Consider the following 22,613-nt stretch of genomic DNA (forward strand, 5'->3'; position numbering starts at 1 on the left):
TCAATCCTGGTGCAGGATGAATTCCAGATAGAGGTTGCGCTGCAGGATCGAATGGTTGTCGTCCGAGATCAGCGACACCATCAGCGCTCCGTCATCGCGGGTCCAGACGTCGAGCCCTTCCATATTGTCGATCTGGTATCCCATATCGGCTTCCATCAGCACCGGCCCGTCGGCAACCGCGCCCTTCTCGACGCTTTCGCCATAGATGCGTCGCAGCCGCATCCTGACACCGCCGGCCATCGAGAAACTGCGCTCCAGCAGCAAGAGATCGCCATCCGGCAGGAAAGCGCCGTCGGTGATGTCGAAATCGCCGTTGCGCTTGACCGTGAAGACGCCCTTGTGCGGCCCTTCGATGATGGCGGCATAGATGTTGCCAGCCTTGTCCAAGCTCTTTTCCGAGACCACGACGAGGCCGCCCTCGTGCTGGCCGTTGGGATTGGCGTGGGTGACGGTCTCGAAACCGCGGTTCTGTCGCAGTTCGCGGGCTGGAACCAGAAAGTTCAGTTGCTTGAACGGCGCCGTCATGTTGCTGGGGACGATCTTGAACTGGGCGACGCGGTGATCGCGCTCGAAGCCGACGGTGGCGATGCCGTCCTTGACTGCAAGGCCCTCGGCATCGACTTCCCATTTCCTGTCGATCGGCCGGCCCTTCTCATCGACCATCTGCTGCATGCGGAAATTCTGGATGCCGGACGGCCGCTTGTCGGCATCATGGGTGATAGAGCCGAAGAACCAGAAGCCCGTATCGGCGACGCCGATGAAATCGCTGCCGGGTTTGACGAACCGAAATGCCGACAGCGCGCCGAAATCGCGCGTCGTCGAGTCCATCTCAAGACCGCCGACGAATTCCAGCGGCCCAAACTGCTTGTCGGCGCTGCCGATATGGAAGGTGGTGATCGGCCGCGCCGAGACTTCGACCGGCTCGACCGCGCTTGGGCCGGCGGCGATGGCCGGCGCAAACGCCATGCCGGACAAGGCAGTGACCGCGAAGAGCATCTGCCGAAACCCGCCGCGCAAAAAAATCATCCGGCGCGCCGGTAGCCGCCGCGGCGTGTATCGCGCACGTTTTCCTCGGCGAACAGCGAGGCCAGCTGCTCGGTCATGGCGCCGGCCAGTTCCTCGGCATCGACGATGGTGACGGCGCGCCTGTAATAGCGGGTGACGTCGTGGCCGATGCCGATGGCCAGAAGCTCGACCGGCGAGCGCGTCTCGATCAGCTCGATGACGGCGCGCAGGTGCCGCTCGAGATAGTTGCCAGGATTGACCGACAGCGTCGAATCGTCAACCGGCGCGCCGTCCGAGATCATCATCAGGATCTTGCGTTGTTCGGGCCGGGCGATCAGCCGGTTGTGCGCCCATAACAACGCCTCGCCGTCGATGTTTTCCTTGAGCAGGCCCTCGCGCATCATCAGGCCGAGATTGCGCCGGGCGCGACGCCACGGATGATCGGCGGATTTGTAGATGATGTGGCGCAGATCGTTGAGCCGGCCGGGGTTCGGCGGCTTGCCGTCCTTCAGCCACTTCTCGCGAGCCTGTCCGCCCTTCCACGCCCGCGTGGTGAAGCCGAGGATCTCGACCGAGACGCCGCAGCGCTCCAGCGTGCGCGCCAGAATGTCGGCACAGGTGGCGGCAACCGTGATCGGCCGACCGCGCATCGAGCCCGAATTGTCGAGCACCAGCGTCACCACCGTGTCGCGGAATTTGGTGTCGCGCTCCTGCTTGAACGACAAGGGCTGCATCGGATCGATGACGACACGAACCAGGCGTGCCGGATCGAGATAACCCTCTTCGAGGTCAAAATCCCAGGAACGGTTCTGCTGCGCCATCAGGCGGCGCTGCAGCCGGTTGGCGAGCCGGCCGACGACGCCGGAGAGATTGGCCAACTGCTTGTCGAGGAAGGCGCGCAGCCGGTCGAGTTCTTCCTCCTCGCACAGCTCTTCCGCACCGACCGTTTCATCGAAGGCGGTGGTGAAAACCTTGTAGTCGATCTCTTTCGGCAGATTGGCGAAGGGGTTGTCGTTGCGGCGGGCTTCGCCCGGCGTCTCGGCGTCCGCATCGTCATCGTCGGAAAGATCGTCGGCAGTGGCGTCGGACGCCTCCGTCTCGGACGACTGTTCGTCATCAGCCGAGGCCTCGGCATCCTCGGACTGCGACTGCTCGGAGCCGGAATCGTCTTCACCGCCCTCCTCGCTCTGCTCCTCGCCTTGCGGCTGGTTGTCGTCATTGTCCTCGGAGTCTTCGGTTTCCTGGTCGTCGCCGAGTTCCTCGGCCATCTCCATGGACGCAAGCATCTCACGCACGACGCGGGCGAAGGCCTGCTGGTCGCCAAGCTTGGCCGACAGTCCGTCGAGATCGGCCTTGGCTTTTTCCTCGACCCAGGGCCGCCAGAGGTCGACCAGCCGTTCGCCGCTCTTCGGGATCGGCCGTCCGGTCAGCTTTTCGCGCACCATCAGCGCCAGCGCCTCCTCGATCGGCGCGTCGGCCTTGTCCTTGACGTCGACAAGGTTGGCCTTGGCGTATTTGTCCTCCAGCATCGAGCCGATATTGTCGGCGACGCCTTGCATGGCGCGGCTGCCGATCGCCTCGACGCGGGCCTGTTCCACGGCGTCATAGATCGAGCGCGCCAGCTTGCCTTCCGGCGCCAGTTTGGTGTGGATGCGCTGATCGTGGCAGGCGCGCTTCAGCGCCATGGAATCGCCCAGGCCACGAGTAATCGCGATGTCTGTCTTGGACGCTTTCTTCGGCAGTTCGGGCAGTCGGGCGCGGCTGCCGGCGAGCGCCGGGCGGTCCTTGGCGAAACCGACTTCGAGCTCCTTGTCGCCGGCGATGGCGCGCATGCAGACGGTGACGGCACGCTTGAAGCTGTCGGCTTCAGACCCCGTCTTCGACTTGTTGCGCGTGTTGTCGCCCGGACCCGCCATCGAGGCTCAGCTTACCCCAGCACCACGTTGGCGGCGCTCTCGGGCAAATCCTCGCCGAAGGCGCGCTGGTAGAACTCGGCCACCACCGAACGCTCCAGCTCGTCGCACTTGTTGAGGAAGGTCAGCCGGAACGCCATGCCGATATTGCCGAAGATCTCGGCATTTTCGGCCCAGGTGATGACGGTACGCGGGCTCATCACGGTCGACAGATCGCCATTGATGAAGGCCGAGCGCGTCATGTCGGCGACGCGCACCATCTTGTTGACGATGTCCTTGCCCTTGCCGTCGCGATAGTGCTTGGCCTTGGCCAGCACGATGTTCACCTCATTGTCGTGCGGCAGGTAGTTCAGCGTGGTGACGATCGACCAGCGATCCATCTGCGCCTGGTTGATCTGCTGCGTGCCGTGATAGAGGCCGGTGGTGTCGCCGAGGCCGACCGTGTTGGCGGTCGAAAACAGCCGGAACGCCGGATGCGGGCGGATGACCCGGCTCTGGTCGAGCAGCGTCAGGCGGCCCGACGATTCCAGCACGCGCTGGATGACGAACATCACGTCCGGACGGCCTGCATCGTACTCGTCGAAGCAGAGCGCGACATTGTGCTGGTAGGCCCAGGGCAGGATGCCGTCGCGGAATTCGGTGATCTGCAGGCCATCCTTGACGACGATGGCGTCCTTGCCGACGAGGTCGATACGGCTGACATGGCTGTCGAGGTTGACGCGCACGCAGGGCCAGTTAAGGCGGGCGGCGACCTGTTCGATATGGGTCGATTTGCCGGTGCCGTGATAGCCAGACACCATGACGCGGCGATTGTAGGCAAAGCCGGCAAGGATCGCCAGCGTCGTCGCCTTGTCGAACAGATAATCCGGATCGATGTCCGGCACATGTTCCGAGGTCACCGAATAGGCCGGCACCACCATCTTGGACTCGAAGCCGAATTTGTCTTTCACCGACACCGTCGTGTCGGGCAAATTGGCGATGTCGCGATCGACCTTGTTCATCTCTATCCAAGTCTCCACTGGCGAAATGCCCGATTTCGCCGGCAATCGATTTTGTCCGGGGGCGGTCTTAGAGCCTTTTCCACCCTTATGAAAGTTGGAAAACGACGAACCGTTAGGTTGCTCAGCACAAACCCGCCTGCTTGAGCACGCGATAGGCCTGCAGCACATCGCGGAACCGGTCTTCCGAACCTCTATCGCCGCCATTCGCATCCGGATGGTGGCGCTTCACAAGTTCCTTATAGCGCGCCTTGATGTCCTTGCCAGTCGCCTTTGTATCAAGGCCAAGCGTTTCCAGCGCCTTGGCCTCAAGCGGCTTGGCCTTGCGTTCGCGCGCCTCGCGCGGGTCCTTCGGCCCTTTGAACAGGTCGAAAGGATCGCGCATGCGGTTGTAATAGCCGGCGCGACCGGAACGCTGCTGGGCGAAATCGGGCGAGGAGCGCGTCGAGGCGCCGGCGACGCCCATCTTCCATGTCGGCCGGTGGCCGGTCATCGCTTCCTTCTGGAAGCGGGCGATCTCGGTGTCCGGCACGCCGGAGAAGTAGTTGAAACCCTTGTTGTATTCGCGCACATGATCGAAGCAGAACTGAAAATACTCGCCTTCCTTCATGCGTCCGACCGGCGCCCGGTGAGTACCGGCCTCCTTGCAGCCGTCCCACTGGCAGATCGGCGAGTGCGACTTCAGCTCCGCATCCTTGTCGGGACGGACCCGAATTTTCTCGAAATATTTGGGGTACGGTTTCATCTCACCCATTTATGGGCTGTTCGCACGTGCGAAACAAGAATTGACATTTTCGCGATCATCGCCCTAACCGCTGAATCGCGGCATAAAGCAGGGCGAATGGCGATTTTTGAGGCGGCCCGGCGGGATCGATCCCGATTTCCCGATCACGCCTTGCAGATATGGTGAAGGGAGATGGCGATGTCCATACAGGCGACGATGGAAGACAAGCTGAACAAGGCGTTTTCGCCGGAGCGGCTGGCGATCGTCAATGAAAGCCATCTCCATGCCGGTCATCACCACCACGGCTCCGACCATCACGGTGCCTATGACGGCACTGGCGAGACGCATTTTCGCGTCCGCATCGTCTCATCCGTCTTTGCCGGCATGAGCCGCATCGACCGCCACCGCGCCGTCAACGAATTGCTGGCAGCGGAGTTGCAAGGCGGCGTCCATGCGCTGGCAATCGAACCGGCTGCACCCGGCGAAAAGACCCGCTGGTAAGTCTCTTCCGCCTCAGATCACCGCTTCGATGAGAAACGGTCCCGGACGCGACAGCGCACTGTCGAGCAGCGCGTCGAACCGTTCGCACGTGTCGGCGCGGGCCGCCTCGACGCCCATGCCTTTGGCCAGCGCAACCCAGTCCAGCGCAGGATGGTCGAGATCGAGCATGCGCTTGGCGTTCTCGCCGATTTCATTGACCCCGACATTCTTCATTTCGCCATGCAGGATGGCGTAGGTCCGGTTGGAAAAGATGATGGTCAGCACGTCAAGCTTTTCCCTGGCCTGGGTCCACAGTCCCTGCACCGTGTACATACCGCTGCCGTCGGCTTCGAGATTGATCACCTTGCGGTCCGGGCAGGCGATCGCTGCGCCGGTAGCCATGGGAATGCCGCCGCCGATCGATCCGCCCGTACCCATCATGTAGTCGTGCGGCGCCGCAAAGGCGGATAGCGCGAAGAACCGTCTCGCCGAGGTGACTGCTTCGTCGCAGACGATGGCATTGGCCGGAAGTTTGCGCGCTATCGACAGCGCGATGGCATCGTCCGTCAGTCTCCCGCTCAGCGTCGTTTCGTCTGGAAAGGCGGTTGCCGCGGTGAATTGCTGCGTCGGCTTGATGCCGAGTTCGTCGGCCAGCGCCTCCAGCGCCGCTTTCAGATCCTGGCCATGCGCCGCCAGCGAAAGCACCTTGCAATCGTCCCGAACCAGCCGCCCGGGCTTGCCGGGATAAGCGAAGAAGGCAACCGGCTCCTTGGCGCCGACCAGCACCAGCAAATCGATATCCCGGAGCGTGGCCGTCGCCGCATCGACCGGATAGGGAATGCGGGTCGGGGCGAACCGCCCGCGGCCGCGCTGCATGCGGGCGATCAGAACCTCACTGAACAGCCTGACATCGCTTCCCGATGAGATTCTCCCTGCGATTTCAAGTCCTTCGGCGCGCGCCGCCTGCCCACGCACCACCATGCCGACACGGCCCGGCGCGGCGCGGATTGCTTCGGCGATCGTGCGCACAACATCCATGTCGACGGCGGGCGGCGGCTCCAGCTTCACCTTGCCAGGCGAAATCGCAGCAACTTCGCCCCAGGCGGCATCCGCAGGCAGGATCAAGGTCGTGACGCCAGGCGGCGTGAGTGAAGCGCGGAAAGCCGCCTCTGCGGCCGGCACAATATCGGCCGGCCCCTTGACGCGGCCAACCCAGTTCGACATCGGCGACGCTAGGCCTTCTATGTCGCTGGTCAGCGGGGCATCGAGCGGCAGATGGTAAGAAGCATGGTCGCCGACAATGTTGATCATCGGGCTGCGCGCACGCCTTGCGTTGTGCATGTTGGCCAAACCGTTGGCGAGACCCGGTCCGGTATGCAGCAACGTTGCTGCCGGGCGGTCGGTCATGCGCGCATAGCCGTCGGCGGCGCCGGTCACCACGCCCTCGAACAGGCCGAGCACGCAGCGCATCTGAGGTTTGCGGTCCAGTGCGGCAACGAAATGCATTTCGGATGTGCCAGGATTGGCGAAGCAGACCGTGACGTCATTGGCCAGGAGCACGTCGCACAGCAGATCGGCGCCATTCATGATTTTCTTTCCCAATCGACAATTCAGGAACAATTGCACCTGTAGGCGCCGGGTCGGCAATGTCCCGCCGGGGCTTTTGGTCTGATCCAGGACGCCTCGCGGGGATCCGGGATCAACCGACGGTCGCATTCAGGAAGGCCAGCATCGCGGCGGTCAACGCGTCGACGTCCTCGCCGAAGTCGTGATTGATCGACATATGCGTGTAGGCGTTGCCGTCGAACAGCGTCACTTCAGTGCCGGTGGCGCGCAGGCGCTTGGCAAAGCCTTCGATTGGTCGTCGCAGCCTTCGGCGCGCGAATAGGCGATGAAGGTCGGCGGATGCTTGTGTCCATCGAGATAGCTGGCCGGCGACAACGCCGCCCATCAGCGCCGCAGCACCGGGCAACCCGCCATTCCAGCCACTCCGAATGTTTCCTCCCAAGCCTTCTACCCGGATTGCAGCCACTCTCCTTCATGTGAAGGGAACCAACAATGCTTTCCGACAGTTGAAGGTGATGAGGCGATTGGAATCCAGATCGGCTCCGAGGGCAGAACATCATGCGTGCAACCCAATCCGACGTCTTCGATCTTTTTTCGGAAATTTATGCCAATGCGGCGGACGAAGAGGTCAGCATCCAACAGTATCTTCTTGCCTGTCGGGAAGACAAATCGATGTACGCTTCGGCTCCCGAAAGGATGGTCGACGCAATCGGCGAACCAAAACTGGTTGACACCAGCAAAGACGAGCGGCTCGGCCGCATTTTCGCGAATCGGACCCTCAAGGTCTACCCTCATTTTTCCGACTTCTATGGAATGGAGGATACGATCGAGCGCATAGCCGGGTATTTCCGCTATGCCTCGCAGGGGCTCGAAGAACGCAAGCAGATCCTCTATCTCCTCGGCCCGGTCGGCGGCGGCAAATCCTCTCTGGCCGAGCGCCTGAAGAAACTGATGGAGCAGCGCCCGATCTACACGCTGAAGGTCGGCAACCAGATCAGCCCGGTTTTCGAGTCGCCGCTTGGGCTGTTCCATCCCGATCACATGGGTGATCTGCTAGAGGATAAATACGGCATAGCCCGGCGCCGGCTGAACGGATTGATTTCGCCATGGGCGGCCAAGCGCCTCGACGAATTGTCTGGCGACATTTCCAAATTCAGCGTCGTCAAGCTGATGCCTTCGCGGCTGCGCCAGATCGGCATTGCCAAGACCGAACCTGGCGATGAGAACAATCAGGATGTCTCGGCCCTGGTCGGCAAGGTCGACATCAGGCAATTGGAAAATTTTAGCCAGTCCGACCCCGATGCCTATTCCTATAGCGGTGGCCTGAACCGGACCACGCAAGGTCTGCTTGAATTCGTCGAGATGTTCAAGGCACCCATCAAGGTTCTGCATCCGCTGCTGACCGCGACACAGGAAGGCAGCTACAACGGCACTGAAAATTTCGGCGCCTTTCCCTACCAGGGGATCATCGTCGCCCATTCCAACGAGTCGGAATGGCAACAGTTCAAGAGCAACAAGAACAATGAGGCGTTTCTCGATCGCATCCTGGTGGTCAAGGTACCCTATTGCCTGCGGATCACCGAAGAGAGGCAGATCTATGAGAAATTGCTGCGTGAGAGCGAGTTGGCCGCCAGCCCCTGTGCCCCTGAAGTTTTGGACATCCTCAGCCGCTTTGCAGTTTCGACGCGCTTGGCCGAGCACGACAACTCGCCGCTCTACACCAAGATGCGCGCCTATGACGGCGAAAATCTGAAGGAAGTCGATCCCAGGGCAAAGTCGGTCCAAGAGTATCGCGACGCCGCCGGCGTCGATGAAGGCATGACGGGCGTCAGCACGCGCTTTGCCTTTAAGATCCTTTCGCAGACATTCAACTTCGATAATGAGGAGGTGGCCGCCGATCCTGTGCATCTGATGTACATTCTGGAGGAGGCGATCAAGCGGGAGCAGTTCCCGAAGGAAACGGAAGCGGCCTATCTTGAATTCATCAAGTCGGAGCTTGCGGCGCGCTACGCCGAGTTTATCGGCCACGAAATCCAGAAGGCCTATCTGGAGTCCTATAGCGAATACGGCCAGAACCTCTTCGACCGCTACATCGCCTATGCGGATGCCTGGATTGAGGACCAGGACTACAAGGACCCCGACACCGGCCAGATCCTCAACCGGGAGATCCTGGACAACGAACTTTCGCAGGTCGAGAAACCGGCAGGCATCGCCAATCCCAAGGACTTCCGTAACGAGGTGGTGAAGTTCACTCTGCGCGCTCGCGCAAGAAACCACGGCCGCAACCCGTCATGGACCAGCTATGAAAAACTGCGCGAGGTCATCGAGAAGCGGATGTTCGGACAGGTCGAGGACCTCTTGCCGGTGATCAGCTTCGGCTCCAAGCAAGACAGCGTTACGGAAAAGCGCCATAACGAATTCGTACAGCGCATGATCGAGCGTGGCTACACAGAACGGCAGGTACGCCGGCTGGTGGACTGGTACATGCGGGTGAACAAGGCGGGTTGACAGAGCCGGATGGTTCCATGCCGATCTTCATCGACCGTCGCCTGAACCCCAAGGACAAGAGCCTTGGCAATCGACAGCGCTTCCTCAGGCGTGCTCGCGAGGAGTTGAAGCGGAGCATTCGCGATCAAATCCGCACTGGCAGGATCGCCGACGTGGATACCGAGCACGCCGTGCCCATGCCTGAAAGGAAAACGGCCGAGCCGAGCTTCAACGATGACAGGGCCAGCGGACGGCGCCGACACATCCTTCCGGGCAACAGGCATTTTTCCCCTGGAGACCTGCTCCCGAAGCCGCATGGGGGCGGCGCGGCGTCGTCGCCAGGAAACACGGCGTCGGAAGACGATTTTCGTTTCGTGCTGTCACGCGAGGAGGTGCTCGAACTCTTTTTTGAGGATCTCGAACTGCCCGACCTGGTTAAGCTCAATCTCAAGGAAATCCTTGCCTTCAAGCCGCGCCGGGCCGGCTTCGCGGCAACTGGTTCCCCGACCAACATCAATGCCGGCCGCACGATGCGCAACAGCCTAGGCCGGCGCATTGCGCTGAGGCGCCCCACGCAGCAGGAACTGGAGGCGATCCTCCGGGAAATCGTCACGCTTGAGTCGGCCCCGGCCGGCGCGGCGGTGCGCCAGCGCATCGCGGAATTACGCGACGAGCTTGACCGGCTGGAGCGACGGCGCAGGCGAATTGCCTTTGTCGATCCGGTCGATATCCGATTCAACCGCTTCGACGCCCGGCCGGTGCCGAATGCCAATGCCGTCATGTTCTGCCTTATGGACGTGTCCGGATCGATGGGCCAACGCGAAAAGGACTTGGCCAAACGCTTCTTCGTGCTGCTGCACCTGTTCTTGAAACGGCGCTACGAACGCACGGAGATCGTCTTCATCCGCCATACCCATGAGGCGCACGAAGTGGATGAGGACACGTTCTTCTACAACACGCAGAGCGGCGGTACGATCGTCTCCACCGCGCTCGACGAAATGCACCGCATTATCGGCCAGCGCTATCCTGCCAGCGAGTGGAACATTTACGCCGCGCAGGCCTCTGACGGGGACAATTTCACCACCGATTCCGAGCGATGCATAGAGCTCATGAACGGCAAGCTCATGCGCCTGTGCCAGTATTTCGCCTATGTCGAGATCATCGACGAACGCGAGAGCCACATATTCGGTGCTACCGAAAACGGGACGTCGCTTTGGCGCGCCTACAGTACGATCGAGCTGAAATGGCCCAACTTCCAGATGAGCCGCATCGCTGCTCCCGCGGATATTTACCCGGTCTTCCACCGGCTCTTCGCCAGGCAGCCGGTGGCCATCAAGAGCGCTTGAGAGAGAGAGATGGTCAGGCGAGCCAACGAAACGAATTTGTTGTTTTCCGGTTCCGACTGGAATTTCGAGAAATTATCGCGGGCTTTTGAAGAGATCGAGGCGATCGCGGTCGACGAGTTGCATCTCGATACTTACCCGGTCCAGATGGAGATAATCTCCTCCCAGCAGATGCTCGACGCCTACTCATCTATCGGCATGCCACTGATGTATCGGCATTGGTCGTTCGGCAAACATTTCCTTCACCAGGAGCTTCTTTACCGTAAGGGTGGTCGGGGGCTGGCCTATGAACTGGTCATCAACTCCAATCCCTGCATCGTCTACCTCATGGAGGAAAACACCATGGCCTTGCAGGCCCTTGTGACGGCCCACGCGGCGCTTGGCCACAATCATTTCTTCAAGAACAATCATCTGTTTCAGCAATGGACCGACGCCGGGGCAATCCTGGGTTATCTGGACTTCGCCAAGGGCTACATCGCCCGGTGCGAGGAGCGGCACGGCCTTGCAGCAGTGGAGGCTATTCTCGATTCCGCCCATGCGCTGATGGAACAAGGGGTGTTCCGCTACCACCGGCCGCCAAAGCTCTCGTCGGAGCGACAGCGCGAAGGGCTTCGCGAGCGCCTCGAATACGAAGAGCGCTCCTACAACGATCTGTGGCGCACGCTCCCGCCGTCGCAGAACAAAAACAAGTCCGGCAATGAGGATCAAGGGATGGCGGAGCGCAAGAGATCGCTCAACCTTCCCGAGGAAAACCTCCTTTATTTCCTCGAGAAGAACAGCCTGATCCTGGAACCCTGGCAGCGCGAGATCATCAGGATCGTCCGCGTCATCGCGCAATATTTCTACCCGCAGCGACAGACTCAAGTCATGAATGAAGGCTGCGCCACCTTCGTGCATTATACGCTCATGAACATGCTATTCGATCGCGGCCGGATCGGCGAAGGTGCCATGCTCGAAATCCTGCGCAACCATTCGAACGTGATCTTCCAGCCGGCCTTTGACGATCCCCGGTTTTCAGGCATCAATCCCTATGCCCTCGGCCTCGACATGATGCAGGACATACAGCGCATTTCGACCGAGCCGACGGCGGAGGACCGCGACTGGTTCCCGGACATTGCAGGACATGGCAACTGGCGCGAGGTCCTGCTTGAGGCCTGGGCCAACCACCGCGACGAATCCTTTATCCGCCAGTACCTCAGCCCGAGCTTGATCCGAAAATGGCGGTTCTTCGTGCTTGGCGATGGAGCCGACCAACCGCATTTCGAAGTCGCCTCGATCCACAACGAACGTGGCTATCACAAGATACGGGCCGAGCTAGCCCACGGTTACGACCTTGGAGCGAATCGGCCGGACATCCAGGTGATTGATGTCGACCTGCTCGGCGACCGGCAGTTGCGACTGCAACACAGGGTAAAGGATGGTGTTGTGCTCGAAGGGGCCAGCCGTGACGCGACGCTGCGCCATGTCCGCAGCCTCTGGGGCTACGAGGTCAGCCTGGTCGCAGTTGACGCTCAAACCGGTGCGACCATCCACGAACGGTCTACGAGCCAGATCGCGGCATAAGCTCGGCAAAGAGCGTCATGTGGCGGGCCTGCTCGGTACCTTTAAGATTCGCCCGCCGGCCTGATCCTGATTCTGGCGATCCGGTTTTTGTCGCGCTTCATCACCACGAAGCGCTTGCCGTGGAAGGTGAAAGCCTGCTTTTCCTCGGGGATCGACTGCGTCTCGTGGATGACCAGGCCGGCAATGGTGGTCGCTTCCTCGTCAGGCAGGTTCCAGTCGAGCGCCCGGTTGAGATCGCGGATCGGCACGGTGCCGTCGACGACCACGGAACCGTCCGCCTCCTGCTTCACGCCCTGAATGTCTACATCGTGCTCGTCGGCGATCTCGCCAACGATCTCCTCGATAATGTCCTCCAGCGTCACCAGCCCTTCGACCTCGCCATATTCGTCGACGACGATAGCGAAATGCGCCTTGGCGCGCAGGAAGGCGTTGAGCTGTTCCTGCAGCGTCGTGGTGTCGGGCACGAACCAAGGCTTCGAAGCGATCTTCATCACGTCGATCCGGGAAAAGTCGTTGCCGACCTCGTTCAGCGCTCGCAGCAGGTCCTTGGCGTGCAGCACGCCGACAATGTTGTCGAGAGAGCCTTTCCACAACGGCATGCGGGTGTGCGGGCTTTGCAGGATCTCGCGCACCACCGCTTCCGGCCCATTGTCGGCATTGACCGAGCGCATATTGGTGCGGTGGACCATGATGTCGGAGACTTCGAGCTCGGCGAGATCGAACAGCCCGCCGACGCGGTCGCGGTCCTCACGCACCATCTGGCCGTCGCGGCGGAAATCGTCGACCGCGCCGCGCAACTCGTCCTGTGTCGAGCGCTGCGGCTCGATGCGCGACAGCTCATAGCCGAACATGGCAAGCAGGCGCGTGCGCACGGCCAGGACCAGCAGGATGAGGATGGCAAGGACGGCGACGACGGTCCAGCCGGGCTCGTTGATCATCGCTGCCGGCTTTCCTGGCCCGGGTGGTTCTCCCTGAGGAACGAAAGCACTTCCGACGCCGGTACATCCTTGGCAATAAAAGCCTGGCCAACGCCGCGCGTCAGGATGAAGGTCAGCGCGCCGCGCGACACTTTCTTGTCCTGGGTGATGAAGCCAAGCAGCGCCTCGGCATCGGGCAACTCACCAGGGATGTCGGCCATCCGCCAGGGTAGACCGACGGCGCGAAGATGCGCCTCGACCCGCGCCGCGTCGTCGGGGCTGGCCAGATTGAGCCTTGCGGAAAAGCGGTGCGCCAGCGCCATGCCGATGGCGACGCCTTCGCCATGGACGAGGCGGGCGCCGTCATACTGTGTGGCGCCTTCCAGCGCATGGCCGAACGTGTGGCCAAGATTGAGCAGTGCGCGGTCGCCGGTTTCGAACTCGTCGCGGGCGACGACATCGGCCTTGGCGCGGCACGCCTCGGCGATGGCCTCGGCCCGCTCCGGTCCGCCAGCGAACACCTTTTCCCAGTTCGCTTCCAGCCAGGCGAAAAACGCCGGTCGGTCGATCAACCCGTATTTGGCAAGCTCGGCATAGCCGGCGCGAAATTCGCGGATCGGCAGCGTGTCGAGCACTTCGGTATCGGCCAGCACCAGTTTCGGCTGGTGGAAGACACCGACCAGATTCTTGCCGCGCGGACTGTTGATGCCGGTTTTGCCACCGACCGAGGAATCGACCTGCGCCAGCAGCGAGGTTGGAATCTGGACGAAATTCATGCCGCGGCGCACGATGCCGGCGGCAAAGCCGGTGAGGTCGCCGATGACGCCACCGCCGAGCGCAATGACGACATCGCCGCGCTCCAGCTTGGCGGCGAGCACGCCGTCGACCACCTCTTCGAGATGGGCAAAGCTCTTGGTCTTTTCGCCGGCCGGCAAAGTGATGACGGCAGGCTGGATGCCGCGTGTCTCCAGACCGGCCTTCAGCGCGTCGAGATGTGCCGCCGCGACATTATCGTCGGTGACCACCGCCGCTCTCGTGCCGGGCAGGCGGCGCGAAATCTCGGCGCCGGCGCGCGCTAAAAGGCCGGGGCCGATCAGGATGTCATAGGCACGCTCGCCAAGGCCGACCTCGACAGTGACCGGTTCGCTCACAGCCGCACCTCGCCCGGCGCAGTCGGAGCCGGAATGCCGAAATGCCCGCACAGCGCGTCGACAACCTCGGTCGCAATGACCTCCTTGCGGTCGTCGCGTGTCGGCACGGTGATGTTGGACGTGGCATAGACCGGGTAGCGCTCGCCCATCAGCCGCTCGAGCACGGCGCGCGGATCGGCGCTTTTGAGCAACGGCCGGTTCTGCTTCTTGGACACGCGCTCCATCAACAGGTCGATCTCGGCCTTCAGCCACACCGACACGCCATGCCCGGCGATCGCTTCCCGCGTCTGCACATTCATGAACGCGCCGCCGCCGGTCGACAGCACCTGCGGCCCACTCTCCAGCACGCGCAGGATGACGCGCTGCTCCAATGCCCGGAATTCGGTCTCGCCATAGCGTTCGAACAGTTCCGGCACCGTCATGCGCGACACGGTTTCGATCTCCTGGTCGCTGTCGACGAAGGGCAGCGACAGCATCGTCGCCACCTTGCGGCCGATCGCCGTCTTGCCGGCGCCCATCAGGCCGACAAAGACGATCGAGCGGCTGCCCAGCCTGTCGAGCAGCGCGGCATGGCTATCGCCGGGAGGATTTGCTGGTAACGCGTTCATGAGACCATGCTGTTTCTAAGCCGTCTTTGCCGGCGTATCGACATCAAAAGCCCGTTTGCGTCAAGCATAGCGCCTTTCGCACGCAGAGCCCTTCGTCCTTGAATTGACGGAATTAGCGTCCCATAAGGACACAGGGCTTGGAATCGCAGAGTAAGAAGACGGGCGAAGATTGATGCCGACACTGTTCCGCTTTGTCGTGACGATGATGATTCTTGCCGGCATTGCCTATGGTACGATGGTGGCGTTGGCGATGTTCGTCGAGCCGAAAAAAGCCGAAATGACCGTGCGCATTCCACCGGAAAAGCTGAACCCCAAGAAAAACTGACCCAAAACTGACCCCTGGAACATGAACAGCGCGGCTCGCATCGAAGCCTTTCTCGAGATGATGAGCGCCGAACGCGGTGCCGCTGCAAACACGCTGTCTTCCTACCGCCGTGATCTCGAAGACGCTTCGCAGCAGATTGCCGGCGGGCTTGCCGCTGCCGCCGCAGCCGACATCCGCGCCTATCTCGACGATATCGCGGCGCGCGGCTTTGCGTCGACGTCGCAGGCGCGCAAACTGTCGGCGATCCGCCAGTTCTTCAAGTTTCTCTACGCCGAGGGCTTGCGCGGCGACGACCCGACCGGCACGCTGGACAGTCCGAAAAAGGGCCGGCCGCTGCCCAAGACGATGAGCGAGGCCGATACCGGTCGGCTGCTCGACCGCGCCGCGCTTGAGACAGGCGATGCCGTCAATGGTGACCGGGTGGCTGCACTGCGCCTGCACGCTTTGGTGGAGGTGCTCTATGCCACCGGCTTGCGCGTCTCCGAACTAGTCGGCCTGCCGGTGACCGTCGCCCAGCGCGACGACCGCTTCTTCATGGTGCGCGGCAAGGGCGACAAGGAGCGCATGGTGCCGCTGTCGGCCAAGGCCCGCACGGCGATGCGGGCTTGGCTCACAGCCCGGGCCACGGTGCCGGCTTTCGCCGACAGCCCGTTTCTGTTCCCGGCCGCCGGCGACAGCGGCTTTCTCTCCCGGCAGGTCTTTGCCCGCGATCTCAAAGGCCTTGCCGCGCGGGCCGGCATATCGGCGGCGAAAATTTCGCCGCATGTGCTGCGCCATGCTTTCGCCAGCCATCTCCTGCAGAACGGCGCCGATCTCAGGGCGGTGCAGCAGCTGCTCGGCCACGCCGATATCTCGACCACGCAGATTTACACGCATGTGCTGGAAGAGCGGTTGGTGCGGCTGGTCAACGATCATCATCCGCTTGCCGACTAGGCCTCATATCGCTATGTGAGGGCAACGTGCCCGCGCGGAGCCTACATCTGCGCGATGTTTGCCTTCCGACGCATCGGTCCGCTCAAGAATGTACAATTACCTCGATTTCGAAAAGCCGGTGCAGGACCTTGAACTCAAGATCCTCGAGCTGAAGAAGCTTGCCGAGAATGGCGAGGCGGTCGACGTCGGCGACGAAATCAGCCGGCTCGAGAAGCGCGTGCGCGACGCGCTGCGCGACATCTACAAGGCGCTGACGCCGTGGCAGAAGGTGCAGGTCGCGCGCCACACCGACAGGCCGCATTGCCTCGACTACATCAAGGGTCTGTTCAGCGATTTCACGCCGCTCGCCGGCGACCGCAATTTCGGCGAGGACCAGGCGATCATCGGCGGCTTCGCCCGCTTCCGCGGCGAACCGGTGGCCGTCATCGGCCAGGAAAAGGGCTCCGACACGGCGAGCCGGCTCAAGCACAATTTCGGCTCGGTGCGCCCTGAAGGCTACCGCAAGGCCGTGCGGCTGATGGAACTTGCCGACCGTTTCCAGATCCCACTTCTGACGCTGGTCGACACCGCCGGCGCCTACCCCGGCGTTGGCGCCGAGGAACGCGGCCAGGCTGAAGCCATCGCCCGCTCAACCTCGGCCTGCCTCGGCCTCAAAGTGCCATCGATTTCGGTTGTCATCGGCGAAGGCGGTTCGGGCGGCGCCATTGCGATCGCCACCGCCAACCGCGTCTACATGCTGGAACACGCCATCTATTCGGTGATCTCGCCGGAAGGCGCTGCCTCGATCCTGTGGCGCGACACCACGCGCTCGAAAGATGCGGCGACCAACATGAAGATCACCGCCCAGGACCTTCTGGAAATGAAGATCATCGACGCCATCATTGCCGAGCCGCTCGGCGGCGCCCAGCGCGCGCCCGAAACGGTGATCGCCGCCACCGGCGACCTCATCGCCAAGACGATGAAGGATTTTGCCGGCGCCAACACCGATTTTCGCGAACAGCGCCGCGAAAAATATCTGGCGATGGGCCGCAGCCTCTGATTTTTGCCGGCAGCGCACCGCAATGTGGCGTCAAGGAGCAATTTCGCCACAAAAATGCCGCCGCATTCGGCTCAATAAAAAATCCGTGACACCGAGCGAATTGCCGTGGGGGGCGCCTTCCGATGCTTGCGGTAAGGAATTTTCAAGGTTAACGGGCTTAGGGTCCGTCGGTGTTCAGCATGCAGGCCCGGGCGCTATCCGGCCGTGACGCGAGAAAAAGACATAGCCGTATCCATGTTTACCAAGCTTGCCCGCACTGGACTTCTGATCGCCGCGCTTGGCGTTGCCGGCTGCAACGATTCCTCGATGAAGAATTTTGCGCCGGAAGCCAGCAAGCCGCTGCCGGACAAGATCCTGGCCGACATGAAGGCCAAGGGCATGATCCGCACCTCGTCGGTGATGGCCCGCATCTTCAAGGAAGAAGGCAAGCTCGAAATCTGGAAGGCCAAGACCACCGGCCGCTACGAGATGGTCGCCAGCTACGACATCTGCAAATGGTCGGGCAAGCTCGGCCCAAAATACACCGAGGGCGACCGCCAGGCGCCGGAAGGTTTCTATACGGTCCGCCCGTCGCAGATGAATCCGCGCTCGAACTATCATCTGTCCTTCAACATCGGCTATCCCAACGCCTATGACCGTGCCAATGGCCGCACCGGCGCCAATCTGATGGTGCACGGCGCCTGCTCGTCGTCGGGCTGTTATTCGATGACCGATCCGCAGATCGAGCAGATCTACGCTTTTGGTCGCGATGCCTTCCAGGGCGGCCAGACCGAGTTCCAGATCCAGGCCTTCCCGTTCCGCATGACCGCCGCCAACATGGCGCGCTACCGCAACGACCCGAACTATGAGTTCTGGAAGATGCTGAAGGTCGGTTACGACAATTTCGAGATCACCAAGGTGCCACCGAAGGTCGATGTCTGCGACAAGCGCTATGTCTTCAACCAGGTGGCGCCCGAGGGCACGACATTCGATCCGACCGGCGCCTGCCCGGCGACCACGCAGCCGGATTCGCTGAAGAGCGCACTCAACGCCTATCAAAGCAGCTATGACGCGGCCTTCACCGGCGCGGTCAAAGCCAGCGTGCCGGCGCCCAAGCCGACCATTGCCGGCATCAAGGAAGCCGCCATCGTTTCCGACTGGTCGAAGCGCCGCGCCCGGGGCGAGCGCGTGCCGATCGAACCGCCGTCGCTGAATTCCGACGGCACGCTGACCGAGACGGCGCGCATGGGGCGCATCGATTCGCCCGCCGGCCGCAAGATGGCGGCGCTGGACGCAGAGAAGGAAGCCAAGCGCAAGGCCGAGGAACAGCGGGTTGCTGCCATCGAGGCTGCGAAAGCCGCCAAGGCCCAGGCACTGGCTGAAAAGCAAGCGGCAAAGGCCCAAGCGCTGGCCGAAAAGGAAGCAGCCAAGCAGGCCGCCCAGCAGCCGGTCGCCACTGCGAGCGTCGAGGCGGCGCCTGCAGAACCGCCGGCGGACGAAAGCCGGATGTCGAAGATCAAGAACAAGCTGCTAGGCATGTTCGGCGGCTGAGGTTTTCGCCTTGCCGATGCATGCCGCCCAAAAGTGCGCCGCGGTTTTGGGACAAAGACATGCATGAAGACAAACAAACAAATCACACCGCGATCTATGACCTCAAGGGCCTGAACTGCCCTCTGCCCGTTCTCAAGGCGAAAAAACGCCTGGCGGCAATGCAGCCGGGCAGCCGGCTTTGGCTGGAGACCACCGACCCGCTGGCGGTCATCGACATCCCCGCCTTTTGCGCCGACGCTGGTCACCAACTGGTGGAAACGTCAGCCGTCAGCGGCGGCCACCGCTTCCTGGTCGAACGCGGCGCAGAGCGAGCCTGAGAATCAGCCCCCGGCTATCGCCAGCGGATTGCTCTCCAGCGCCGCGCGATCCGGCGTGTCGATTGACGGCCGGTTGGTGAAGGCGGAAAACAGCCGGCGCACATAGTCTTCCGGCATATCGAGCGTGATCAGCACCAGCCTGGTGCCGCGCTGGCCGTCCGGCCAGGCCAGCAGCCGCGCCGGCGGGTGCAGGATCTTCTGCACCCCGTGGACGACAAGCGGCCGCGACGGGTCCTCCGCAAGCTCGATGATGCCCTTCATCCGCAAAAGCTTGTCGCCATGCGCAGAACGCAGCAGGTCGAGGAACATCTCGATCGCCGAAAACGGCACCGGGCCGTCATGGACCAGCGAGTAGGAGCGCACGCGGGAATCGTGGCGGTGGTGGTGCTCATGCTCGCCGTGGTCATGATCATGATGATGGTGGTGCTCATGGGCGGCTTCTTCGCCGAGCCAGCGCCGGACATCGGCGGATTTGGTCGCCGGATTGTAGAGGCCGCAATCGAACAGCGCCGTGACGCCGGTTCGGCCGTCGCCGGCGTCCAGCACCACGGCGCCTGGATTGAGCTGATGGAGTCGCGTTCGCAAAGCATCGACGTCGCCGGGATCGCTGGCCAGATCGACCTTGGTCAGCACGATGCGATCGGCGACCGCCACCTGCTTGACCGCCTCGACATGGCCGTCGAGCGTCGCATTGCCGTTGACCGCGTCGACCAGCGTGATGACGCCATCAAGTCGGAAGGCCTGCACAAGGGCGGGATGCGCCATGATCGACTGCAGCACCGGCGCCGGATCGGCGAGCCCGGTGGTTTCGACAACGACGCGGGCAAGGCGGGCGATACGGCCGGTCTGCAGCCGGTCGACGAGGTCAGCCAGCGTATCGACCAGTTCGCCGCGCACCGTGCAGCACAGACAGCCGTCGGACAACTGGATGATGCCGTCCGAGGCCTGCTCGACCAGCAGGTGGTCGATCGCCACCTCACCGAATTCGTTGATGATGACGGCCGTGTCGACCAGTGCCGGATCTTTGAGCAGCCGGTTGAGCAATGTCGTCTTGCCGGCGCCGAGGAAGCCGGTGACCACCGTGACGGGTATCGGAAAGCCAGCCATCGCCTAGTTCGCGGCTTTGACCAGCTGGTCGCCCTGCACCGCGGTTGCCTGGCCCACCACGGCCGGTTCGGCGCCCTTTGGCGCCGGAATGTCTGGCCGCCAGCTCGGCAGCGGCACATCGGCGTATTCCTGGCCGCCCTGGTCGAGCATCGCCTTCGGCGCCGGCCCGGTGGCGCCGCCGAGGCCCACGGCAACCAGCGTCGGCACGTGGTCGAGCTTTTCCTGATAGGGCGATTTCGGCACGTCGGCACCCTTCGCGGCCACCGGCGGAGCCGCCTCGGACTGCTCGTGCGGCGCCTTCTTCCTGCAGATCTCATCATGCATGTCGTTGGGTGACATTGTATCGCCATAGGAAGGCATGGCCGCGACCGTGAGCCAGTTCGGGTCGGGCGTGGCAAAGCCCTGGTCGAGCAGCCTGGCGGCTGTCTCGGCACGGCTGATCGCCGATTTTTCGCCGAGCACGACCGCGACCAGCGTGCGGCCATTGCGTGTCGCCGAGCCGATCATGTTGAAGCCCGAGGGACAGACGAACCCGGTTTTCATGCCGTCGGCGCCGGGATAGCGCCCGATCAAGAGATTGTAGTTGGAGATCGCCTTCTTGCCGACGGCAAGGCCTTCGATCGAGAACCAGGGGGCGTATTGCGGGAATTCCTTGCGGATCGCCATCACCAGCAGGGCAAGATCGCGCGCCGTCGTATACTGCTCCGGCGAAAACAGTCCGTTCGGATTGACGAAATGCGTTCCGGTCATGCCGAGCCGCGCCGCCTCCGCATTCATGCGAACGGCGAATCCGGCCTGCGAGCCGCCTATGTTTTCGCCGATGGCCATGGCGATATCGTTGGCCGATTTGACCAGCATCATCTTCAACGCATTGTCGAGCCGCATCACCGAGCCCGGCTTGAAGCCCATCTTGCTGGGCGGTTCGCCCGCCGAATGCTTGGTCACCTTGATCGGTGAATCGAGCTGGACCTCGCCGGCGGCAATCGCCCGGAAGGTGACATAGGCGGTCATCAGCTTGCTCAGCGAAGCGGGATACCAGCGCTTGAATGCGTCCTGGTGCTGCAGAACCTTGCCGCTGTTGAGGTCGAACAGGATCACCGGATTGGCCAAAGCTGGCCCAGCCAGCATGGGTAGCGCCAAGCCGCCCGTTAGCAGTAATTTGAGGATATGGCTGTGCCGCATCATGGAATCCGAAATCGCCTCTTGCCGTAGTCGCCCCTGGCTCCGTAAGATTTCGTTACGCGATGGCCAGCATGACCTGATCCGGCCCTCAATTTCCGGATCACATTGTCTGGGGTGCTATTTACCCTATGTGACGCCAAGATGGCAAAGTGCCAAGATGGCAACAAGCATGGCAATCACAATTGCAATCAAGCAGGCCAGATCGTCTGCTCCAACAGCGAGATGGAACCATTATGCCGATTCTCAACCGCGCCGCCGAGATGCAGGATGAAGTTGCCGGCTGGCGACGCCATCTGCACCAGACGCCAGAACTGAATTTCGATGTCTTCAAGACCGCCGCCTTCGTCACCGAGAAGCTGAAGGAATTCGGCTGCGACGACGTGGTGACGGGCCTCGGCAAGACCGGCGTGGTCGGCATCATCCATGGCCGCAAGGGGCAAGGCGCAACCATCGGCTTGCGCGCCGACATGGACGCGCTGCCGATCAACGAGATCACCGGCAAGCCCTATGCCTCGACCATTCCCGGCAAAATGCATGCCTGCGGCCATGACGGCCATACGGCGATGCTTTTGGGCGCCGCCAAATATCTGACCGAAACGCGCAATTTCGCCGGCTCGGTCGCGGTCATCTTCCAGCCGGCGGAAGAGGGCGGCGGCGGCGGCAACGAGATGGTCAAGGACGGCATGATGGAGCGTTTCGACATTTCGCGCGTCTTTGGCATGCACAACATGCCGGGCCTGCCGGTGGGCCAGTTCGCCATCCGGCCGGGTCCGATCATGGCGGCGACCGCCGAGTTCACCATCACCGTGAAGGGCCGCGGCGGCCATGCGGCGATGCCGCACGGCACGATCGACCCGATCGTCATCACCAGCCAGTTGGTCGGCGCCCTTCAGACGGTCGCTTCGCGCAGCACCGATCCGGTCGAGGCGGTGGTGGTTTCGGTGACGAAGTTCCACGCCGGCGACGCCTACAACGTCATTCCCGAGACCGCCGAGATTGCCGGCACGGTGCGCACACTGAAGAAAGAGATCGCCAAGAAATCGGAAGAGCGCATCCGCACCATCTGCGAAGGAATAGCCACCGCCTTCGGCGCGACGATCACCGTCGACTATGACGCCAACTATCCCGTGACCTTCAATCATCCGGAAGAAACGGTCTTTGCCGGCGATGTCGCGGCAAATGTCGCCGGCGACACCCAGGTCCACCGCGCCATCCAGCCGGTGATGGGCGGCGAAGACTTCTCCTACATGCTGGAAGCCCGCCCTGGCGCCTTCATCTTCATCGGCAATGGCGAGACCGCCGGCCTCCACCATCCGGCCTACGACTTCAACGACGAAGTCATCCCGCACGGCATGAGCTACTGGGTTAAACTGGCCGAAACGGCGCTCGCAGCCTGACATATGCCGCCGAAAGGCCGGCCGAATT

At 62.2% G+C, this 22,613-nt stretch carries 21 protein-coding genes; 10 read left to right on the forward strand and 11 right to left on the reverse strand.

The features are described 5' to 3' along the window. From NLY44_RS19040 to NLY44_RS19055, 4 genes are all read right to left on the reverse strand, one after another. Positions 1-1,026, reverse strand: a complete 1,026-nt coding sequence (locus NLY44_RS19040) for an esterase-like activity of phytase family protein (RefSeq protein ID WP_023804524.1) — start codon at positions 1,024-1,026, stop codon at positions 1-3. Then, positions 1,023-2,921 (reverse strand): cobaltochelatase subunit CobT, encoded by a 1,899-nt coding sequence (gene cobT / locus NLY44_RS19045; RefSeq protein WP_023706318.1) that lies wholly within the window; start codon positions 2,919-2,921, stop codon positions 1,023-1,025. The genes NLY44_RS19040 and cobT overlap by 4 nt, the downstream gene beginning before the upstream one ends. Positions 2,922-2,932: 11 nt before the next feature. Next, positions 2,933-3,919, reverse strand: a complete 987-nt coding sequence (gene cobS / locus NLY44_RS19050; RefSeq protein WP_023670677.1) for a cobaltochelatase subunit CobS — start codon at positions 3,917-3,919, stop codon at positions 2,933-2,935. A gap of 121 nt (positions 3,920-4,040) precedes the next feature. Continuing rightward, entirely contained in the window at positions 4,041-4,670 is a 630-nt protein-coding gene (locus tag NLY44_RS19055) for a J domain-containing protein (protein WP_032887126.1), read from the reverse strand. Positions 4,671-4,838: 168 nt separating this feature from the next. On the opposite strand from NLY44_RS19055, the gene NLY44_RS19060 reads away from it, so the two are divergent. Beyond that, positions 4,839-5,141, forward strand: coding sequence for a BolA family protein (locus tag NLY44_RS19060; RefSeq protein ID WP_023694052.1), 303 nt, complete (start codon positions 4,839-4,841; stop codon positions 5,139-5,141). Positions 5,142-5,153: 12 nt separating this feature from the next. On the opposite strand, the gene NLY44_RS19065 is transcribed toward NLY44_RS19060, so the two are convergent. Both NLY44_RS19065 and NLY44_RS19070 read right to left on the reverse strand, forming a co-directional pair. After that, a complete protein-coding gene (locus tag NLY44_RS19065) occupies positions 5,154-6,707 on the reverse strand; it encodes an acetolactate synthase large subunit (protein ID WP_023804523.1) in 1,554 nt (517 codons plus the stop codon). Positions 6,708-6,819: 112 nt separating this feature from the next. Continuing rightward, on the reverse strand, positions 6,820-7,071 hold the full coding sequence (locus NLY44_RS19070; RefSeq protein WP_245260666.1) for a hypothetical protein: 252 nt from the start codon (positions 7,069-7,071) through the stop codon (positions 6,820-6,822). Between the two features lie 173 nt (positions 7,072-7,244). Here NLY44_RS19070 and NLY44_RS19075 point away from each other — a divergent pair, with 173 nt between their 5' ends. The 3 genes from NLY44_RS19075 to NLY44_RS19085 are packed head-to-tail and all read left to right on the forward strand — an operon-like array spanning position 7,245 to position 12,079. Next, positions 7,245-9,194 carry a PrkA family serine protein kinase gene (locus NLY44_RS19075; RefSeq protein WP_023685367.1) on the forward strand — a complete coding sequence of 650 codons (1,950 nt, stop codon included), beginning with the start codon at positions 7,245-7,247 and terminating at the stop codon, positions 9,192-9,194. 17 nt (positions 9,195-9,211) lie between these two features. Next, positions 9,212-10,519 carry a YeaH/YhbH family protein gene (locus tag NLY44_RS19080; RefSeq protein WP_023685368.1) on the forward strand — a complete coding sequence of 436 codons (1,308 nt, stop codon included), beginning with the start codon at positions 9,212-9,214 and terminating at the stop codon, positions 10,517-10,519. A gap of 9 nt (positions 10,520-10,528) precedes the next feature. Further along, positions 10,529-12,079, forward strand: a complete 1,551-nt coding sequence (locus NLY44_RS19085) for a SpoVR family protein (RefSeq protein ID WP_023685369.1) — start codon at positions 10,529-10,531, stop codon at positions 12,077-12,079. A 41-nt stretch (positions 12,080-12,120) separates the two neighbouring features. Here NLY44_RS19085 and NLY44_RS19090 read toward each other — a convergent pair whose 3' ends face one another. The 3 genes from NLY44_RS19090 to NLY44_RS19100 are packed head-to-tail and all read right to left on the reverse strand — an operon-like array spanning position 12,121 to position 14,755. Then, a complete protein-coding gene (locus NLY44_RS19090) occupies positions 12,121-13,017 on the reverse strand; it encodes an HlyC/CorC family transporter (protein WP_023670669.1) in 897 nt (298 codons plus the stop codon). Then, positions 13,014-14,147 carry a 3-dehydroquinate synthase gene (aroB, locus tag NLY44_RS19095; RefSeq protein WP_023742904.1) on the reverse strand — a complete coding sequence of 378 codons (1,134 nt, stop codon included), beginning with the start codon at positions 14,145-14,147 and terminating at the stop codon, positions 13,014-13,016. Before aroB ends, NLY44_RS19090 begins: the two co-directional genes overlap by 4 nt. Then, positions 14,144-14,755, reverse strand: coding sequence for a shikimate kinase (locus NLY44_RS19100; protein ID WP_023804522.1), 612 nt, complete (start codon positions 14,753-14,755; stop codon positions 14,144-14,146). Before NLY44_RS19100 ends, aroB begins: the two co-directional genes overlap by 4 nt. Before the next feature lie 172 nt (positions 14,756-14,927). Here NLY44_RS19100 and NLY44_RS19105 point away from each other — a divergent pair, with 172 nt between their 5' ends. The 5 genes from NLY44_RS19105 to NLY44_RS19125 all read left to right on the forward strand — a co-directional run bounded on the left by NLY44_RS19105 (position 14,928) and on the right by NLY44_RS19125 (position 18,899). Beyond that, positions 14,928-15,080 (forward strand): hypothetical protein, encoded by a 153-nt coding sequence (locus NLY44_RS19105; protein WP_023804521.1) that lies wholly within the window; start codon positions 14,928-14,930, stop codon positions 15,078-15,080. 21 nt (positions 15,081-15,101) lie between these two features. Beyond that, positions 15,102-16,013, forward strand: coding sequence for a site-specific tyrosine recombinase XerD (locus NLY44_RS19110; protein ID WP_027050748.1), 912 nt, complete (start codon positions 15,102-15,104; stop codon positions 16,011-16,013). A gap of 88 nt (positions 16,014-16,101) precedes the next feature. Next, a complete protein-coding gene (locus tag NLY44_RS19115; protein ID WP_023685389.1) occupies positions 16,102-17,052 on the forward strand; it encodes an acetyl-CoA carboxylase carboxyltransferase subunit alpha in 951 nt (316 codons plus the stop codon). A 234-nt stretch (positions 17,053-17,286) separates the two neighbouring features. After that, positions 17,287-18,582, forward strand: coding sequence for a L,D-transpeptidase family protein (locus NLY44_RS19120; RefSeq protein ID WP_023686738.1), 1,296 nt, complete (start codon positions 17,287-17,289; stop codon positions 18,580-18,582). Positions 18,583-18,641: 59 nt separating this feature from the next. Beyond that, complete coding sequence (locus NLY44_RS19125) at positions 18,642-18,899, forward strand: sulfurtransferase TusA family protein (protein ID WP_031201282.1); 258 nt, start codon at positions 18,642-18,644, stop codon at positions 18,897-18,899. Between the two features lie 3 nt (positions 18,900-18,902). Here the strand turns inward: NLY44_RS19125 and NLY44_RS19130 are convergent, their stop codons facing one another. Further along, positions 18,903-20,006: a CobW family GTP-binding protein gene (locus NLY44_RS19130; protein WP_023686739.1), complete on the reverse strand. Its 1,104-nt coding sequence runs from the start codon at positions 20,004-20,006 to the stop codon at positions 18,903-18,905. Positions 20,007-20,009: 3 nt separating this feature from the next. Then, complete coding sequence (locus tag NLY44_RS19135; protein ID WP_023694057.1) at positions 20,010-21,188, reverse strand: D-alanyl-D-alanine carboxypeptidase family protein; 1,179 nt, start codon at positions 21,186-21,188, stop codon at positions 20,010-20,012. Between the two features lie 233 nt (positions 21,189-21,421). Between NLY44_RS19135 and NLY44_RS19140 the strand changes: the two genes are divergently transcribed. Continuing rightward, the gene (locus tag NLY44_RS19140) at positions 21,422-22,585 is read left to right on the forward strand and encodes a M20 aminoacylase family protein (RefSeq protein ID WP_023685374.1); all 1,164 of its coding nucleotides are present in this window, start codon (positions 21,422-21,424) and stop codon (positions 22,583-22,585) included. The last annotated feature ends 28 nt before the right edge of the window (positions 22,586-22,613 follow it).

The sequence above is a fragment of the Mesorhizobium sp. C089B genome, assembly GCF_030323125.1.
In the GTDB taxonomy this organism is placed as follows: Bacteria; Pseudomonadota; Alphaproteobacteria; order Rhizobiales; family Rhizobiaceae; genus Mesorhizobium.

Bases quoted from the DNA above. Each gene is read 5' to 3' on its own strand.
- NLY44_RS19090 (WP_023670669.1), bottom strand. From the start codon at position 13,017: ATGATCAACGAGCCCGGCTGGACCGTCGTCGCCGTCCTTGCCATCCTC.
- NLY44_RS19080 (WP_023685368.1), top strand. From the start codon at position 9,212: ATGCCGATCTTCATCGACCGTCGCCTGAACCCCAAGGACAAGAGCCTT.
- NLY44_RS19065 (WP_023804523.1), bottom strand. From the start codon at position 6,707: ATGAATGGCGCCGATCTGCTGTGCGACGTGCTCCTGGCCAATGACGTC.
- NLY44_RS19100 (WP_023804522.1), bottom strand. From the start codon at position 14,755: ATGAACGCGTTACCAGCAAATCCTCCCGGCGATAGCCATGCCGCGCTG.
- NLY44_RS19085 (WP_023685369.1), top strand. From the start codon at position 10,529: ATGGTCAGGCGAGCCAACGAAACGAATTTGTTGTTTTCCGGTTCCGAC.
- NLY44_RS19120 (WP_023686738.1), top strand. From the start codon at position 17,287: ATGTTTACCAAGCTTGCCCGCACTGGACTTCTGATCGCCGCGCTTGGC.
- NLY44_RS19060 (WP_023694052.1), top strand. From the start codon at position 4,839: ATGTCCATACAGGCGACGATGGAAGACAAGCTGAACAAGGCGTTTTCG.
- NLY44_RS19115 (WP_023685389.1), top strand. From the start codon at position 16,102: ATGTACAATTACCTCGATTTCGAAAAGCCGGTGCAGGACCTTGAACTC.
- cobT (WP_023706318.1), bottom strand. From the start codon at position 2,921: ATGGCGGGTCCGGGCGACAACACGCGCAACAAGTCGAAGACGGGGTCT.
- NLY44_RS19070 (WP_245260666.1), bottom strand. From the start codon at position 7,071: ATGGGCGGCGTTGTCGCCGGCCAGCTATCTCGATGGACACAAGCATCC.
- NLY44_RS19105 (WP_023804521.1), top strand. From the start codon at position 14,928: ATGCCGACACTGTTCCGCTTTGTCGTGACGATGATGATTCTTGCCGGC.
- NLY44_RS19110 (WP_027050748.1), top strand. From the start codon at position 15,102: ATGAACAGCGCGGCTCGCATCGAAGCCTTTCTCGAGATGATGAGCGCC.
- NLY44_RS19140 (WP_023685374.1), top strand. From the start codon at position 21,422: ATGCCGATTCTCAACCGCGCCGCCGAGATGCAGGATGAAGTTGCCGGC.
- cobS (WP_023670677.1), bottom strand. From the start codon at position 3,919: ATGAACAAGGTCGATCGCGACATCGCCAATTTGCCCGACACGACGGTG.
- NLY44_RS19075 (WP_023685367.1), top strand. From the start codon at position 7,245: ATGCGTGCAACCCAATCCGACGTCTTCGATCTTTTTTCGGAAATTTAT.
- NLY44_RS19130 (WP_023686739.1), bottom strand. From the start codon at position 20,006: ATGGCTGGCTTTCCGATACCCGTCACGGTGGTCACCGGCTTCCTCGGC.
- NLY44_RS19135 (WP_023694057.1), bottom strand. From the start codon at position 21,188: ATGCGGCACAGCCATATCCTCAAATTACTGCTAACGGGCGGCTTGGCG.
- NLY44_RS19040 (WP_023804524.1), bottom strand. From the start codon at position 1,026: ATGATTTTTTTGCGCGGCGGGTTTCGGCAGATGCTCTTCGCGGTCACT.
- NLY44_RS19125 (WP_031201282.1), top strand. From the start codon at position 18,642: ATGCATGAAGACAAACAAACAAATCACACCGCGATCTATGACCTCAAG.
- NLY44_RS19055 (WP_032887126.1), bottom strand. From the start codon at position 4,670: ATGGGTGAGATGAAACCGTACCCCAAATATTTCGAGAAAATTCGGGTC.